This window comes from Streptomyces sp. NPDC111516 (assembly GCF_055635345.1).
This window is the reverse complement of record NZ_JBVKBV010000001.1, coordinates 364149-380302: the sequence shown is the minus strand read 5'-3', so window position 1 is coordinate 380302 and position 16154 is coordinate 364149. Positions and strand designations below refer to the sequence as shown.

15 protein-coding genes are annotated in these 16154 nt (G+C 70.8%); 11 read left to right on the top strand and 4 right to left on the bottom strand.

The window, feature by feature from the left end; all coding sequences use genetic code 11:
- Positions 1-49: 49 nt before the first annotated feature.
- Positions 50-1846, bottom strand: coding sequence for an AMP-dependent synthetase/ligase (locus tag ACZ7L9_RS01775; RefSeq protein WP_471411570.1), 1797 nt, complete (start codon positions 1844-1846; stop codon positions 50-52).
- 280 nt (positions 1847-2126) lie between these two features.
- Here ACZ7L9_RS01775 and ACZ7L9_RS01770 point away from each other — a divergent pair, with 280 nt between their 5' ends.
- The 6 genes from ACZ7L9_RS01770 to ACZ7L9_RS01745 all read left to right on the top strand — a co-directional run bounded on the left by ACZ7L9_RS01770 (position 2127) and on the right by ACZ7L9_RS01745 (position 7188).
- On the top strand, positions 2127-2933 hold the full coding sequence (locus ACZ7L9_RS01770) for a metallophosphoesterase family protein (RefSeq protein WP_471411569.1): 807 nt from the start codon (positions 2127-2129) through the stop codon (positions 2931-2933).
- A 107-nt stretch (positions 2934-3040) separates the two neighbouring features.
- A complete protein-coding gene (locus ACZ7L9_RS01765; RefSeq protein WP_471411568.1) occupies positions 3041-3490 on the top strand; it encodes an SRPBCC family protein in 450 nt (149 codons plus the stop codon).
- Between the two features lie 4 nt (positions 3491-3494).
- Positions 3495-4811, top strand: coding sequence for an ArsA family ATPase (locus ACZ7L9_RS01760; protein ID WP_471411566.1), 1317 nt, complete (start codon positions 3495-3497; stop codon positions 4809-4811).
- 64 nt (positions 4812-4875) lie between these two features.
- Positions 4876-5334 carry a DUF5304 domain-containing protein gene (locus tag ACZ7L9_RS01755; RefSeq protein ID WP_471411564.1) on the top strand — a complete coding sequence of 153 codons (459 nt, stop codon included), beginning with the start codon at positions 4876-4878 and terminating at the stop codon, positions 5332-5334.
- Positions 5335-5408: 74 nt separating this feature from the next.
- Entirely contained in the window at positions 5409-6350 is a 942-nt protein-coding gene (locus tag ACZ7L9_RS01750) for an ROK family glucokinase (protein WP_384450474.1), read from the top strand.
- 79 nt (positions 6351-6429) lie between these two features.
- Positions 6430-7188 (top strand): endonuclease/exonuclease/phosphatase family protein, encoded by a 759-nt coding sequence (locus tag ACZ7L9_RS01745; RefSeq protein ID WP_471411562.1) that lies wholly within the window; start codon positions 6430-6432, stop codon positions 7186-7188.
- A gap of 39 nt (positions 7189-7227) precedes the next feature.
- On the opposite strand, the gene ACZ7L9_RS01740 is transcribed toward ACZ7L9_RS01745, so the two are convergent.
- Both ACZ7L9_RS01740 and ACZ7L9_RS01735 read right to left on the bottom strand, forming a co-directional pair.
- Complete coding sequence (locus tag ACZ7L9_RS01740; protein ID WP_471411560.1) at positions 7228-7923, bottom strand: hypothetical protein; 696 nt, start codon at positions 7921-7923, stop codon at positions 7228-7230.
- Positions 7916-8695, bottom strand: coding sequence for an alpha/beta hydrolase (locus tag ACZ7L9_RS01735; protein WP_471411558.1), 780 nt, complete (start codon positions 8693-8695; stop codon positions 7916-7918). The genes ACZ7L9_RS01740 and ACZ7L9_RS01735 overlap by 8 nt, the downstream gene beginning before the upstream one ends.
- Before the next feature lie 261 nt (positions 8696-8956).
- Between ACZ7L9_RS01735 and ACZ7L9_RS01730 the strand changes: the two genes are divergently transcribed.
- The 5 genes from ACZ7L9_RS01730 to ACZ7L9_RS01710 all read left to right on the top strand — a co-directional run bounded on the left by ACZ7L9_RS01730 (position 8957) and on the right by ACZ7L9_RS01710 (position 14047).
- On the top strand, positions 8957-9700 hold the full coding sequence (locus ACZ7L9_RS01730; protein ID WP_471411556.1) for a lysophospholipid acyltransferase family protein: 744 nt from the start codon (positions 8957-8959) through the stop codon (positions 9698-9700).
- 61 nt (positions 9701-9761) lie between these two features.
- Positions 9762-10970, top strand: a complete 1209-nt coding sequence (gene macS / locus ACZ7L9_RS01725; RefSeq protein ID WP_471411554.1) for a MacS family sensor histidine kinase — start codon at positions 9762-9764, stop codon at positions 10968-10970.
- A gap of 83 nt (positions 10971-11053) precedes the next feature.
- On the top strand, positions 11054-11746 hold the full coding sequence (locus ACZ7L9_RS01720; RefSeq protein WP_471411552.1) for a response regulator: 693 nt from the start codon (positions 11054-11056) through the stop codon (positions 11744-11746).
- A 132-nt stretch (positions 11747-11878) separates the two neighbouring features.
- Complete coding sequence (locus ACZ7L9_RS01715; RefSeq protein ID WP_471411550.1) at positions 11879-12907, top strand: 6-phosphofructokinase; 1029 nt, start codon at positions 11879-11881, stop codon at positions 12905-12907.
- Between the two features lie 135 nt (positions 12908-13042).
- Positions 13043-14047: a 2-hydroxyacid dehydrogenase gene (locus tag ACZ7L9_RS01710; protein WP_471411548.1), complete on the top strand. Its 1005-nt coding sequence runs from the start codon at positions 13043-13045 to the stop codon at positions 14045-14047.
- A gap of 34 nt (positions 14048-14081) precedes the next feature.
- On the opposite strand, the gene ACZ7L9_RS01705 is transcribed toward ACZ7L9_RS01710, so the two are convergent.
- Positions 14082-16076, bottom strand: coding sequence for an anthranilate synthase family protein (locus tag ACZ7L9_RS01705; protein WP_471411546.1), 1995 nt, complete (start codon positions 16074-16076; stop codon positions 14082-14084).
- Positions 16077-16154: the final 78 nt, after the last annotated feature.

Genomic DNA, 16154 nt, shown 5'->3' with positions numbered 1-16154 from the left:
CGATGACCATCGGTTCCGGCAGCCGGTCATCGGCCCCGGCCGACGTCCGTCAGCCCCGGTAGATCGCCTCGATCTCGTCCGCGAAGTCCTTCGCCACCACATTCCGCTTCAGCTTCAGCGACGGCGTGATGTGGCCCGCCTCCTCGGTGAACTGGGAGGACAGGATGCGGAACTTGCGTACCGACTCGGCCTTGGACACCGCGGCGTTCCCGTCGTCCACCGCCCGCTGCACCTCGGCCACCAGCTCCGGGTCCTCGCGCAGCGACGCGGCCGTCGAGCCGGCCGGCTTGCCGTGCTCCTGCGCCCAGCGGCCCAGGAACTCCTCGTCCACGGTGATCAGCGCGCCCACGAACGGCCGCCCGTCGCCGACCACCATGCACTCGGCGACCAGGGCGTGCCCGCGGATACGGTCCTCGATCACGGCGGGAGCGACGTTCTTGCCGCCCGCCGTGACGATGATCTCCTTCTTGCGACCGGTGATCGCGAGATAGCCGTCCTCGTCGAGCGTGCCGATGTCGCCCGTGTGGAACCAGCCGTGGGCCAGCGCCTCGGCCGACGCCGTCTCGTTGTTCCAGTAGCCGGTGAACAGGTGCTCGCCGTGCAGCAGCACCTCGCCGTCGTCGGCGATCCGGACAACCGAGCCGGGCAGCGGCTGGCCGACCGTACCGATCTTCTGCCGGTCCCACGGATTGAAGGCCGTGGCCGCGCACGTCTCGGTGAGGCCGTAGCCCTCCAGGACGGTGAAGCCGATACCGCGGTAGAAGTGGCCGAGCCGCTCGCCCAGCGGTGCGCCGCCGGAGATCGCGTACTCGCCGCGGCCGCCGAGCACGGCCCGCAGCTTGCCGTAGACCAGCCGGTCGAAGACCTTGTGCTTGAACTTCAGGCCCATGGACGGGCCCTGAGGAGTGCCCAGCGCGCGGCTGTACGCGATCGCCGTGTCCGCGGCCCTGTCGAAGATCCTGCCCTTGCCGTCGGCCTGTGCCTTGGCGCGCGCCGCGTTGTAGACCTTCTCGAAGACCCGCGGCACACCGAGGATCAACGTCGGCCGGAACGAGGCCAGTTCATCGGTGAGGTGCTTGATGTCCGGTACGCAGCCGAGCTTGATCGGGGCCATCACCGAGGCCACCTCGACCAGCCGTCCGAAGACATGCGCGGCGGGCAGGAAGAGCAGCACCGAGCACTCACCGGTACGGAAGAGGGGCTTCAGCCGCTCCACCACATTGCCGCACTCCGCGAAGAAGCTGCGGTGCGTGAGCACACAGCCCTTCGGGCGGCCGGTGGTGCCCGAGGTGTAGACGATGGTGGCCGGGTCGTCGGCCTTGGCGGACGCCATCCGCAGGTCGAGGGTCTCGTCCGAGACGTCCTCGCCGATCGCCGTCAGCCGCTGGATCGCCCGGTCATCGATCCGCCAGACGCCCTTCAGCTCCGGCAGATCCGCCTGGACCGAGGCCACGGAGTCCTGATGCGCCTCGGACTCCACGATGCACAGCGTGGCGCCGGAGTCCCCGAGGATCCACTGGATCTGCTCGGGCGAGCTCGTCTCGTACACCGGGACGGTGACCGCGCCCGCGCTCCAGATCGCGAAGTCGAGCAGCACCCACTCGTAGCGGGTCCGGGAGAGCAGGGCAACCCGGTCGCCCGCCTCGACGCCCGCGGCGATCAGGCCCTTGGCGACGCCCCTGACCTCGGCCAGGAACTGTGTGGCGTCGACATCGGTCCACGCCCCCGCCACCTTGCGGCTCATCACCGCGACATCCGGATGCTGAGCGGCATTGCGGCGGATGAGATCCGTCAGGTTGCCGTCCGAGGGGACCTCGTACAGGGCCGGAAGGCTGAACTCGCGCAAGACTGCTGCTCCTCATCGGGCTCCGGTGCCACGGCTCTGTGTGACGCACCGGCTGCGGTCCAAGAATGGCTGATGCTCAGTGGGGTGAGCACGACTGGACTGCCCGGACGTTACCCACCAGTACTCGGTTCTCGATAGGGGGTTCCGGCCAGATGTCTTATGCGTCACACACAACCGTGATCCTTGGGCGCACACTAGTCCACCTCCGCTACCGGCCGGGGGTAATCGCAGGTCCGGCGGCCTCTACCCAGGTGCACGGCGGGGTTCTAGGGTGATCGTCATGCCAGCCGGACCGAACAGCGAAGGAACCCCGACCTCGCGGCGCACCCGCGTTCATGTGGTCAGTGACGTGCACGGCAACACCGAGGCCCTGGCCCGCGCCGGGGACGGTGCCGACGCCCTGATCTGCCTCGGTGACCTGGTGCTCTTCCTCGACTACGCCGACCACTCGCGCGGCATCTTCCCCGACCTCTTCGGCGTGGAGAACGCCGACCGGATCGTCGCGCTGCGCACCGCGCGCCGCTTCGACGAGGCCCGCGAGTTCGGCCGCGGCCTGTGGGCGGGCATGGACCGCAACGCCGCGATCGTCTCAGCGGTGCGCAAGCAGTACGCCGAGCTCTTCGCCGCCTTCCCCACCCCGACGTACGCCACCTACGGCAACGTCGACATCCCCGACCTGTGGCCCGAGTACGCACGTCCGGGCACCACCGTCCTGGACGGCGAACGCGTCGAGATCGGCGGCCTGGTGATCGGATTCGCCGGCGGCGGGCTGAAGACCCCGATGAAGACCCCGTACGAGATCAGCGACGAGGAGTACGCCGCCAAGATCGAGGCGATCGGCCCGGTCGACGTCCTGTGCACCCACATCCCGCCCGACGTGCCGGAGCTGACGTACGACACGGTCGCGCGCCGCTTCGAACGCGGCAGCCGGGCCCTGCTCGACGCCATTCGCAGGACCCGCCCCCGGTACGCGCTGTTCGGCCATGTCCACCAGCCCCTGGTACGCCGGATGCGGATCGGTGCCACCGAGTGCGTGAACGTGGGTCACTTCGCGTCCACGGGCAGGCCCTGGGCCCTGGAGTGGTGACCGCACCGGCGCCGGACCCTGGGCCGTGGCGCCGCGTACACGCGATAGCCTTCTGACGGCAGGCATCTGCCGACGCACCGGTACACCGCACTGGAGGAGCCACGGCGATGGCTGAACACACCAGCTCGAGCATCACGATCGAGGCGGCGCCGGCCGACGTCATGGGAGTGATCGCCGACTTCGCCCGCTACCCGGAGTGGACCGGCGAGGTCAAGGAGGCCGAGGTCCTCTCCACCGACGACCGGGGCCGCGCCGAGAAGGTCCGTCTCGTCCTCGACGCCGGAGCGATCAAGGACGACCACACCCTCGCGTACACCTGGATCGGCGACCACGAGGTCAGCTGGACCCTCGTCAAGTCCCAGATGCTGCGCGCCATCGACGGCTCCTACGCACTGGCCCCGCTCGGCGACGGCGACCGCACCGAGGTCACCTACCGACTGACCGTCGACGTCAAGATCCCGATGCTCGGCATGATCAAGCGCAAGGCGGAGAAGGTCATCATCGACCGCGCCCTGGCCGGTCTGAAGAAGCGCGTCGAGTCCGTCCAGAAGGCCTGACCCGGTGCGTACGGTTCTCGTCACCGGCCCCGGCGGCGCGGGCCGTACCACCGTCGCGGCGGCGACCGCCCTGGCCGCGGCCCGCCGGGGCCGCCGCACCCTGCTGCTCTCCGCCGACGCGATACCCGGCTTCCCCGCGGGCACGGAACCCGCCGAAGTCACCGACAACCTGTGGTCCGCCCGCATCGACTCCGGTGAGCATTTCCGCGGCGAACTCCTCACCCTCCAGGACCGGGCGTCCGGCGTGCTCGACCTGCTCGGCGGGAACCGGCTGGACGCCGAGGAACTCACCGAACTCCCCGGCAGCGCCCAGCTCGCCCTCCTGCACACCCTGCGTCGCGCCGCCGAGGGCGACTGGTCGGCCGACGGCTACGAACTCCTCGTCGTCGACCTGCCGCCGCTGCGCGAAGCGCTCGCCGCGCTCGCCCTGCCCGAACAGCTGCGCCGCTATCTGCGCCGGCTGCTGCCCCAGGAACGCCAGGCCGCCCGCGCCCTGCGCCCGATGCTCGCCCAACTCGCCGGCGTACCCATGCCCGCCCAGTGGCTGTACGAGGCCGCCGCCCGCAAGGACGCCGAGCTGGCCGCCGTCCAGGCATTGATCGAGGACCGCAACACCACGCTCCGGCTGGTCGCCGAGCCCGGCCCCGCCGCCGAGGACGCCCTGCGCACCGCCCGTACCGGACTCGCCCTGCACGGACTGCGTGTCGACACCCTGGTGGTGAACCGGGTGCTGCCCAGGCACTCCGGCGACCCCTGGTTCGCGGCCCTCGCCGCGCAGCAGGAGAAGACCATCGACCACTGGTACGAGGAATGGGTGCCCGCGGCGGCCCTGTGCGAAGTGCCCCACCTCGGCCGCGACCCGCGCGGCCCGGACGACCTCACCCTCCTCGACACCGGCGCAAGCAGCACTGTCTTCGAGGAGGCGGGCACGGGAGGCGGCCTCTTCGAGGGCGACGGACTCGCCGCGGAGCTGGACGACCGCAGGCCCGGCCGCGCCGACGACCCCTGGTGGATCGAGGACCCGAACGCCCCGGACGGCCTGGACGCACTGCTGCCCGGTCCCCGGATCGTGACCGCCCAGCGGTCCGGCGACGGCGACCCGGTGCTCGTCTGGTGCCTGCCCCTGCCCGGCGCCGTCAAGACGGACCTCCAGCTGGTGCGCCGCGGCAACGAACTGCTCCTCACCGTGGGTCCGTTCCACCGGATCGTTCCCCTGGAGTCCGGGCTCCGCCGCTGCACCGTATCCGGCGCCGCCCTCACCGACGGCGTGCTCCGCGTCAGGTTCACGCCGGACCCCGGGCTGTGGCCCCGGACGAGCTGAACGGCGCGTCACGGTTCCGGTAACGTCGGTAGTACGCAGGCACACCACGTCGCAGGAGTCCGCCATGAGCGAAGCCACCGATCGTCCCGCCGACGACGACGCGTGGGCGAAGGCCTGCGCCGAGGACCTCGAAGCGGAGAAGGCCCGCCGCCGTGCCCAGCACGGCCCGCCGCCCGGCGCCGCCGCCGACGAGCTGCGCAAGCTGGTCGACGCCGTGGCCGACAAGATCTCCTCCCTCCAGACGCCGTTCCTCGGCGCGGCGGCCCAGGGCACCGTGCGGCAGATCATCAAGCAGGCGAAGTCGGCCGTCGAGCCCGTCATCGAACGCAATCCGGACGTCTTCGACCACATCGCCGCGGCCGGCAGTGAGCTCCTCGCCGCCTACCGCTCCGCGGTGGAAGGCCAGGAACGTCGCTGGACCCGGGGCGCCGGGGACCCCGCAGGCACCGAAAAGAAGGCCGACGACCCCACCGACCCCCGCGACGAGGGCCCCGCCGCAGGCGAGCACATCGACCTGGACTGACCGGCACGGATGGGCCGGGCCCCCGGCTCGGGTACCGTTGGCCACAGCGGGGCTCGACCGAAACTGAGGGATTCATGGGACTCACCATCGGCGTCGATATCGGCGGGACGAAGATCGCAGCTGGAGTGGTCGACGAAGAGGGCCGGATCCTCTCGACGTTCAAGGTGCCGACCCCGCCGACGGCCGACGGCATTGTGGACGCGATCGCGTCGGCGGTGTCCGGCGCGAGCGAGGGCCACCAGATCGAGGCCGTCGGTATCGGAGCTGCCGGATACGTCGACGACAAGCGTGCCACCGTGCTGTTCGCACCGAACATCAACTGGCGGCACGAGCCGCTGAAGGACAAGGTCGAACAGCGCGTCGGCCTTCCGGTCGTCGTCGAGAACGACGCCAACGCCGCCGCTTGGGGCGAGTACCGCTTCGGCGCCGGGCAGGGCCACGACGACGTCATCTGCATCACGCTCGGCACCGGTCTCGGCGGCGGCATCATCATCGGCAACAAGCTGCGCCGCGGCCGCTTCGGTGTGGCCGCCGAGTTCGGCCACATCCGGGTCGTCCCGGACGGGCTGCTCTGCGGCTGCGGCAGCCAGGGCTGCTGGGAGCAGTACGCCTCCGGGCGCGCACTCGTCCGGTACGCGAAGCAGCGCGCCAACGCCACTCCGGAGAACGCCACGATCCTGCTGTCCCTCGGCGACGGCACGGTGGACGGCATCGAGGGCAAGCACATCAGCGCGGCCGCCCGGCAGGGCGACCCGGTGGCGATCGACTCGTTCCGCGAGCTGGCCCGCTGGGCCGGTGCCGGACTCGCCGACCTCGCCTCGCTGTTCGACCCGTCCGCGTTCATCGTCGGCGGTGGCGTGTCGGACGAGGGGGAACTCGTCCTCGGCCCGATCCGCAAGTCGTTCCGGCGCTGGCTGATCGGCGGCGAGTGGCGTCCGCACGCCCAGGTGCTCGCGGCCCAACTGGGCGGCAAGGCAGGGCTGGTGGGCGCGGCTGACCTGGCCCGCCAGGGCTGAGCCGGCCGGAACCGGACAGAACCGGACGCCCGTCGCGCCCCTGTGGGGTGCGGCGGGCGTCCGTCGTATCGTGAGACGCATGGTCCTGACGCCACTGCCCGACTCCCGTACCGAGCCGGATGGTTCGGCCGTCATCAGAGTGCTCAGCTACAACATCCGCTCGATGCGCGACGACCGCGCGGCGCTGGCCCGCGTCATCAGGGCCTGCGCCCCCGACCTCGTCCTCATCCAGGAAGCCCCGCGCTTCTTCCGCTGGCGCAAGCGCGCCGCCTGGCTCGCGGCCCGCACCGACCTCGTCGTCCTCAGCGGCGGCGCCACGGCGGCCGGTCCGCTGCTGCTCTGCTCGCTGCGGGCCACGGTGGAGCGCACGGAGGACGTCCTGCTGCCGTTCAACCCCGGACTGCACCGCCGGGGTTTCGCCACGTCGGTGGTACGGATCGCAGGCACCCGGATCGGTCTGCTGAGCTTCCACCTGAGCCTGCAGCGCGACGAACGCCTGGCCCAGACCGAGATGTTGCTGGAACGGCTGGACGCGATGGGCGTCGAGCACGCCATCGGGGCGGGCGACCTCAACGACGTACCGACCGGGGCCGCATTCCGGCGGCTGGCCGGGCGCCTCCAGGACTGCTGGACCGTCCGGCCGTGGGGCGGCGAGCACACCTTCTCGCCGGACCGGCCGCGGCGGCGCATCGACGCGGTCTTCGCGACAAACGGGATCGAGGTGCTCGGCTGCGGTGTCCCGGCAGGGCTGCCCGGTGTCACCGAAGCGGACCTGCGAGCGGCCACGGACCACCTGCCGGTGCTGGCAGCGCTACGGGTGCCCGCGACCAGGCTCTGAGCCGCGCGGCAGCGGCCCGGGGCCTCGGCCGGACCGGTCTCAGACCACCGCTCCGCGGCCCGGGTCGTCGCCGTCCTCGTCGTCGTCCTCCATCCGCGCCACCAGCGTGACGAAGCCGCCCAGGAAGCCGCCGACGCAGATCGTCGTGAGCCACCAGGTCATGTCCCACCGCAGCAGCACCGCGATCAGCATCAGCACCGGACCGCCGACGACCGCGAGCCAGGCGAACTTCGCCGTGACATCGGCCTCCGGCAGCGGCGGCGGCTCCGGGGGGACGAAATGCCCCTCGTCGCTCTCGTCGAGGTCGTCGTCCTTCGGCTCCGAGAGCTCGTAGTCCCGCGGGCCGGCGACGCCGGGCGCGAACACGATCGAGCTGCCGAGCGGCTTCTCCGGCGGCTTCGGGGACTTCTTCCCGACCCCCTTGTCCGGGTCCAGGACGCCCGACTGATCGTCCTCCGGCAATGCGAGATCCTCGATCGACCTGAACGGCCTGGTGCCCGGCGGGTCCGCCGGCTCCTCGCCGTACCCCGCGACGATCGCCTCCCACGCGGCTTTCTCGTCGATCGACCGGTCGGGTCCGTCGCCGTCGCCGCCCGGCGGCGTCGTCCGGGCGGCAGCGGCATCCTGCGGGCCCGCGCCCGTATCCGTACCGTCCTCGGGAACGGCCGTTCCCTCCGCGGGAAGGGGCTCGCGCCCCTCCTCGCTGCCCGCGCGCTCCGCGTCGTGCTCAGCCACCTGACGTGCTCCCCTTCTTTCCGACGCTCGGAGCGAGGCGGCCGATGAACCGGTAGCTCTCGTCGAAGATCCGCTCCGCATCGTGGTCCAACGTCGCCACGTGGTAGCTCTGTTCCAGCAGGATCTCCTCGACGTCCGTCGAGGAGATCCTGCTGAGGATCCGGGCCGAGTCCGCGGGCGGCACCACATGGTCCTGCGGGCTGTGCAGCAGGACGATCGGCTGGGTGACCTGCGGCAGCTCGGCATCGACCAGGCGGAAGAAGTTCCGCAGCGAATGCGCCGCGTGCAGCGGCACCCGGTCGTACCCCACCTCGGCGGAGCCCGGCAGGGCGATATCGCTCGCCAGCCCCTTCGTCGTCCGCACCAGATGGCGGGCCACCGGCAGCGCGTACGCCGACAGGCCATGCACCTTGTTCGCCGGATTGACGAGCACCAGACCACTGATCGCGTCCCCGTGCTTCGCCGCCAGCCGCAGCGTCAGCGCGCCTCCCATGGAGAGACCGAAGACGAAGACCTGGCCGCACCGCTCCAACAGGGCGCGCAACTCCCGGTCCACCTCCGCGTACCAGTCCTGCCAGCCCGTGAGCTGCATGTCCTCCCAGCGGGTGCCGTGCCCCGGCAGCAGCGGCAGTGACACGGTGAGCCCGCGCTCCGCCAGATGATCGGCCCAGGGGCGCAGCGACTGCGGGGAACCGGTAAATCCGTGACAGAGAAGGACGCCGACCTCTCCGCCCTCGTGGCGGAACGGCTCGGCTCCAGGCAGGACCGGCACCGGGGTCTCCTGTTCGTGAGGCTCGAAGGGGAGCGAAAGGGGGGAGCGCGGAAGGATTACTTCACCGTACGCGACCGGACTGACACCGACCAGGGTGGTCACCGACACCGACCGGGGTGGTCACCGACACGGGCCGCGGTGGTCGGCACCGGCAGCCGCCATGGCCGCGGCCGCGGCCACCACTTCGGTCCGATGCCGGGCGGGAGCGCGGACGGCCACACGGGTTAAGGTCGTTCCGACAGGACACAGGAGGCACCCGAGTTGATCTACGGCGCAATGAAGTTCTCCATCGGCGGGGGTCTGAAGCTCGCCTTCCGGCCGTGGGTGGAGGGCCTGGAGAACATTCCCGCACAGGGACCGGCGATCCTCGCGAGCAACCATCTGTCGTTCTCCGACTCCTTCTTCCTGCCGGCCGTCCTGGACCGCAAGGTCACCTTCATCGCCAAGTCCGAGTACTTCACCGCACCCGGGGTGAAGGGCAGGCTGACCGCCGCCTTCTTCAAGGGCGTCGGCCAGCTCCCGGTGGACCGCTCGGGTGCCCGCGGCGCCAGTGAGGCGGCCATCAAGGCGGGCATCGAGGTCATCGAGAGCGGCGGGCTCTTCGGCATCTACCCGGAGGGCACCCGCTCGCCCGACGGCCGTCTCTACCGCGGCAAGCCCGGCGGGCTCGCCCGGGTGGCGCTGGCCACCGGAGCGCCCGTCATCCCCGTCGCGATGATCGACACGGAGAAGATCCAGCCGCCCGGCCAGGTGATGCCCAAGCTGATGCGTCCCGGGATCAGGATCGGCAAACCGCTCGACTTCAGCCGCTACCACGGCATGGAGGGGGACCGCTTCATCCTGCGCTCGGTCACCGACGAGGTGATGTACGAGATCATGAAACTCTCCGGCCAGGAGTACGTCGACATCTATGCGACCGCCGCCAAGCGGCAGATCGCGGACGAGGCGAAGCGCCGCGCCGAGGAGGAGAAGCGTGCGGCCGGAGGATCCGGAACGCAGGAGTGACGCAGGAGTGACGGAACGGTTCGGCGGGTGACCGCGTCGTTTCCGTCCGGGGGGTGGGGAAATGGCCAAGCGCGAGCGGGTCGTACGGATGTCGGTCGAGCAGCCGCTGTGGAGTGCGCTGACGGCGTACCGCATTCTGACGATGCTCTACGCGGTGCTGCTCGCCGTCTTCGGCCGGGACAGGTACGACCGCCCGTGGGTGGCCGTGGCCTTCCTGGTGGTGATGTCGGCCTGGACGCTCGCCACTCTCCCGAAGGTCGCGGGCGCCGCCGCCTGCACCAAGCGTTTCCTCGGCGCCGACCTGGCCATCGCCCTCGTCGGCATCCTCCTCACCCCGCTCGCCGACTTCGAGGCCCAGCACGTCGACGGTCCGACGCTGCCGTCGATCTGGACCGCGGGTGCCGTGCTGGCCTTCGCGATCAAGGGCGGCTGGCGCTGGGCGGCCTTCGCCTCCACCTTCGTCGCCGTCGCCAACATCATCGAGCGCGGCGAGCCCAGCCGGGACACCTTCCACAACGTCCTGCTGGTCTGCGTGGCCTCCATCGCCATCGGTTACGTCGTCGAGGTGGCCAGGGCCAGTGAACGCACCCTCGCCCGCGCGCTGGAGATCGAGGCCGCCACCCGCGAGCGGGAACGGCTGGCCCGCGACATCCACGACAGCGTGCTCCAGGTCCTCGCGATGGTGCAGCGCCGCGGCACCGCGCTGGGCGGCGAGGCCGCCGAGCTGGGCCGGATGGCCGGGGAGCAGGAAGTCGCCCTGCGCACCCTGGTCTCCAGCGGGCTCGTGCCCACCACCCGGGTCTCCGAGGACGCCGCCGAGGGCGCGGTGGTCCGCAGCGTCGAGGTCGACGACGAGGAGGACGGGCCGTCCGGGCAGGCCGGCTGCGACCTGCGCTCCCTGCTCGCCCCGCACGCCGGCTCCCGGATCAGCTTCGCGGAGCCCGGCGCTCCGGTGCTGCTCGCTCCCCCGGCCGCGAAGGAGCTGGCGGCCGCTGTCAGTGCCGCCCTGGACAATGTCAGGGTCCATGCGGGGGAGAACGCCCAGGCCTGGATCCTCGTCGAGGACTGGCCGGACGAGGTGATCGTGACGGTCCGGGACGACGGCCCGGGCATCCCGGAAGGGCGGCTCGCCCAGGCGGAGGGGGAGGGGCGGATGGGGGTCGCCCTGTCGATCCGGGGGCGGCTGCGTGACCTGGGCGGCACAGCGGAGTTGATTTCGGTGCCCGGCCAGGGCACCGAGGTCGAGTTGAGGGTCCCGAAGGTCGCGTAGTCCCGTAAGTCCCGTAGGTTTCAAAGCGCTTCGAACGCTTCACAGGATTCATAGGTTTCGCGGGGGAAGGCAGGATCAGGCAGATGAGCACGGAGAACACCCAGGGCGCCGAGGAGCGGGCCATCAGGGTGATGGTGGTCGACGACCACCCGATGTGGCGCGACGCGGTGGCCCGCGATCTTTCCGAGTCCGGTTTCGAGGTCGTGGCGACGGCGGGTGACGGACCGCAGGCCGTGCGCCGGGCGAAGGCCGCCACCCCCGACGTCCTCGTACTCGACCTCAATCTGCCCGGCATGCCCGGCGTGCAGGTCTGCAAGGAGCTCGTCGGCTCCCACCCGGGGCTGCGGGTGCTGGTGCTCTCCGCGAGCGGCGAGCACGCCGATGTACTGGAGGCGGTCAAGTCCGGTGCCACCGGCTATCTGCTCAAGTCGGCGAGTACGCAGGAGCTGACCGAGGCCGTGCGGTCCACCGCCGTCGGCGATCCCGTCTTCACCCCGGGACTGGCCGGACTGGTCCTCGGCGAGTACCGCAGGCTCGCCTCGGACCCCACCCCCGTCGCGTCCGACGAACCCAAGGCCCCACGGCTCACCGAGCGCGAGACAGAGGTGCTGCGGCTGGTCGCCAAGGGGCTCTCGTACAAGCAGATCGCGGAGCGTCTGGTCATCTCGCACCGCACCGTCCAGAATCACGTCCAGAACACCCTGGGCAAGCTCCAACTGCACAACAGGGTGGAGCTCGTGCGGTACGCGATCGAGCGCGGCCTCGACGACGCCTGAACGCGCCGGAGCGTGCAGCAGAGCCAATCATCCGCCAACGCAACGGAATTGACCTTCCGGCCCATCCCCGAGTGACCTGGATCACGATTAGCGTGGTCATGGTTGAGCTCACTTCGGCGAAGGGATGCTTCCATGCGGGTCGGAGTACTGACCGGGGGCGGCGACTGCCCCGGGCTCAACGCGGTCATCCGCGCCGTCGTCCGCAAGGGCGTACAGGAGTACGGCTACGACTTCATCGGATTCCGGGACGGCTGGCGCGGCCCGCTGGAGGGCGAGACGGTTCCGCTCTCCGTCCCGGCGGTGCGTGGCATCCTGCCGCGCGGCGGCACCATCCTCGGTTCCTCGCGCACCAATCCGCTCGGCGCGGAGCACGGCGTCCGCCGGATCAGGGACAGCCTCGCCGCGTACGAGGTCGATTCGCTCATCGCGATCGGCGGCGAGGACACCCTCGGCGTGGCGGCGACCTTGTCCGACGAGCACGGCATCAAGTGCGTCGGCGTACCCAAGACCATTGACAACGACCTCTCCGCCACGGACTACACCTTCGGCTTCGACACGGCCGTCTCCATCGCGACCGAGGCGATCGACCGACTGCACACCACGGCCGAATCCCATATGCGGGTCCTCGTCGTCGAGGTGATGGGCCGTCACGCCGGCTGGATCGCGCTCCACTCGGGGCTGGCCGGCGGTGCGAACGTCATCCTCATCCCGGAACAGCGTTTCGACATCGAGCAGGTCTGCTCCTGGGTGACCGCCCGTTTCAGGGCCAGCTACGCACCGATCGTGGTGGTCGCCGAAGGGGCCATGCCCACGCAGGGCGAGCTGATCCTCAAGGACGGCTCGCACGACTCCTTCGGCCATGTCCGGCTCTCCGGCGTCGGTGAATGGCTGGCCGAACAGATCGAGAGCCGCACCGGCAAGGAGGCCAGAACGACCGTCCTCGGGCATGTCCAGCGCGGCGGCACACCCAGCGCCTTCGACCGCTGGCTGGCCACCCGCTTCGGCCTGCACGCCATCGACGCCGTGCGGGACGGCGACTTCGGCATGATGGTCGCCCTGCAGGGCACCGACATCGTGCGGGTGCCGATCGCGGAGGCGACCGCCCGCCTCAAGACGGTCGATCCGGCCCTCTACGCGGAGGCCGGAGTCTTCTTCGGCTGAGAGCCTGTCGGGCGACCTCCGATCGAAGGCCACCTGACAGGCTCTGAGCGGCGCACCAGGGGCGCGGGCCGTATATTCGCGAACATCCGGTACGTAACGCTGCATTTCGCGCGTAACAAGAAAGCTGGAGACGTCGTGGAAATCCTGGCATTCGGTGTGCAGTCCGACGAGAAGCCGCTGATCGAGAAGGCCTTTGCCGCAGAGCACGAGGTCCGTTGCCTGGACGTCTTCCTCACCGAGGACACCGCGCCCATCGCCGCGGGATACGAGGTCATCTCCACCAGCGTCAACGCCGATCTGGGCAGCGGCGTCCTGCAGACCCTCGCCGTGGGCGGCACGCAGATGATCGCCCAGCGCTCCACGGGCTTCAACAACATCGACCTCGACGTCGCGGAACGGCTCGCCCTGCGGGTCGCCCGGGTCTCCTCCTACTCGCCGTACTCGGTGGCGGAATTCGCCTGGACCCTCGCCCTGGCGGTCAACCGCCGCATCATCCGGGCCGCGAGCCGCACCCGTGACTTCGACTTCCGGCTCGACGGCCTCCTCGGCCGGGACATGCACGGCCGGACGGCCGGTGTGATCGGTACGGGCAAGATCGGCGAGGCCTTCACCCGTATCGCCCACGGCTTCGGCATGAAGCTGCTCGGCTGGGACATCGCCGAGAATCCCGCCTGTGTCGGCCTCGGCATGGAGTACGTCGACAAGGAGCGGCTCCTCGCCGAGTCCGACCTGGTCAGCCTGCACGTCCCGCTGCTGCCCGCGACCCACCACATCATCGGCGCGGACGCCTTGGCGAGGATGAAGGACGACGCGATCCTGATCAACTCCAGCCGCGGCGGACTCATCGACGCGACGGCACTGGTCGCCGAGCTCCGTGCGGGCCGTCTTCTGGGCGTCGGACTCGATGTGTACGAGGCGGAGGCCGGGCTGTTCTTCCTCGACAAGTCCCTGGAGGGCATCGACGACGACACACTCGCCCGGCTCGTCACCTTCCCGAACGTCATCGTGACCTCGCACCAGGCGTACTACACCCAGGACGCCGTGGCCCAGATCATCGACGCCACCGTCCGGAACGTCGCCGACTACCTGGCCGACCGCCGCAGCGACAACGTCCTCGTCCCCGCGTCTGCGGAGAGTTGAGACCCCGGAGCTCCTCCGGGGCCCCTCCGCCCCTTCAGCCGGCGACCGGCAGCCCCGCCAGCAGCTCGGCCACGATCGTCGCGCCGCGCAGGGTCAGCACGGACTCCGGGTGGAACTGGACCGAGGCGAAGCCCGGCCCGCGCAGCGCATGCAGCTCCCCGGTCGCCGCGTCCAGGCTCGCCTCGACACCGTGCGCCGCCAGCTCGGTGACCGCACCGTCGTCGCAGCGCGCGGTGAAGCTGTTGTAGAAGCCGACCGTCTCGGGGCGCCCGAACAGCTCGATCCTGGTCTGCGCGCCCTGGTGCGGCACGGTCTTGCGGACGATCTCCAGACCCAGCTCCGCCGCGATCAGCTCATGGCCGAGACAGACCCCGAGCAGGCCGTGCCGGTGATCACGGACCAGCTCCGCGGCGAACTCACGCAACAGCCGCATCTTCGGATCGGCCGTGTCGCCCGGATCCCCGGGCCCGGGGCCCAGCACGACCGGGCCCGCGTGCGCCCGTACGCGCTCGCGCAGCCCCGGCTCGTCGTAGCGGTGCACCGACACCTCCAGACCCGATGAGCGCAGCAGATGCGCCAGCATCGCGGTGAAGGTGTCCTCCCCGTCGACCACCAGCGCATGGCCGCAGAGCTCGTGTGTACGCTCCTGCATCCGCAGCCAGAACGGCGCCAGACCGTCCCGCCGGGCGTCCAGCGCCCCTTGCACCCGCGGGTCGCCGGCCAGCTGCGGACGCACCGCCCCGTCGCGCGGCCGGCCCGGCCGCACCCCCAGTGCGGCCAGCACTCCGGCCGCCTTCGCGTGGGTCTCGGCGACCTCGCTGCCCGGATCGGAGTGGCGTACCAGCGTCGCCCCGACCGGCACCCGCAACCGCCCGTCGGCGGCGATGTCGGCGGTACGGATCAGGATCGGCGAGTCCAGGGACTGCGCCCCGCCGGGCTCCTGCCGCAGCAGCGCCAGCGCGCCCGCGTAGTAGCCGCGCCCACCGGGCTCGTACCGCTTGATGACCCGGCAGGCGTTCTGCACGGGCGAACCGGTGACCGTGGCCGCGAACATGGTCTCCCTCAGCACCTCCCGCACATCCAGCGAGGAGCGCCCACGCAGCTCGTACTCCGTGTGCGCGAGATGGGCCATCTCCTTGAGCCGCGGCCCGACCACCACTCCGCCCATGTCACCGACGGTGCACATCATCTTGAGTTCCTCGTCGACCACCATGGAGAGCTCGTCCCGCTCCTTGCGGTCGGAGAGGAAGGCCAGCAGCCCCTCGACGCCCGGGCCCTCGGCGGGGTAGCGGTACGTGCCACTGATCGGGTTCATCACGACCGTTCCGCCGGACATCCGCACATGCACCTCGGGGCTCGCGCCGACGAGCGTCCGCCCGCCCGTCACCCGCCGCCGCCCCGAGAAGGAGGGGCCTTCGGCCCGGCTGTCCCCCGTATCCCGCCGCTCCGTCGAGGAGGGCGGCGCTTCGACCCCACCGTCACCCGTGTGGACCACGAACGTCCAGTACGCGCCCCGCTCACCGGCCAGCAACCGCCGGAAGAGGGCCAGCGCGTCCGCCCGCCCGAAGCCGGGGATCTCGCCCCGGAAGGTCCGCCGGACGACGAAGTTCGCGCCCTCGCCCCGCCCGATCTCGTCCTCGATGACCCGCCGCACGATCCTGGCGTACTCCTCGTCCGGGACGTCGAACCCGCCACCCTCGACCCGCACGTCATGGACCGGCAAGTGGTCCAGCACCGCGGCGAGCGGCAGCTCGTACGTCTCCTCGGCGACCAGCACGGACAGCGGCGTCCCGTCGTCGTGCACATCGAAACCGCGCTCGGCGATCTGCCGGAACGGCACCAGGGCGAGCGACGGCAGCTCGCCGACCGGGAGATCGGCGAGCCGGTCCACTTCCCGTACCCGGCCGATCAGCACCTCGACGGTGTCCTGATCGCGGCCGGGAGTGCGCCTGCGCAGCAGCGCGAACGGCGGGCTGTCGTCACGGAGCAGCCGCTCGATGACGAGGTCGGTGCGGTGTGGCTGAGACATTGGGGGTGTTCCTTCCGGAATGGAGGAACGGCTCACGAAACGCAGAGAAGGCCGCCCCTCGGGCGGCCTTCGCGTGGT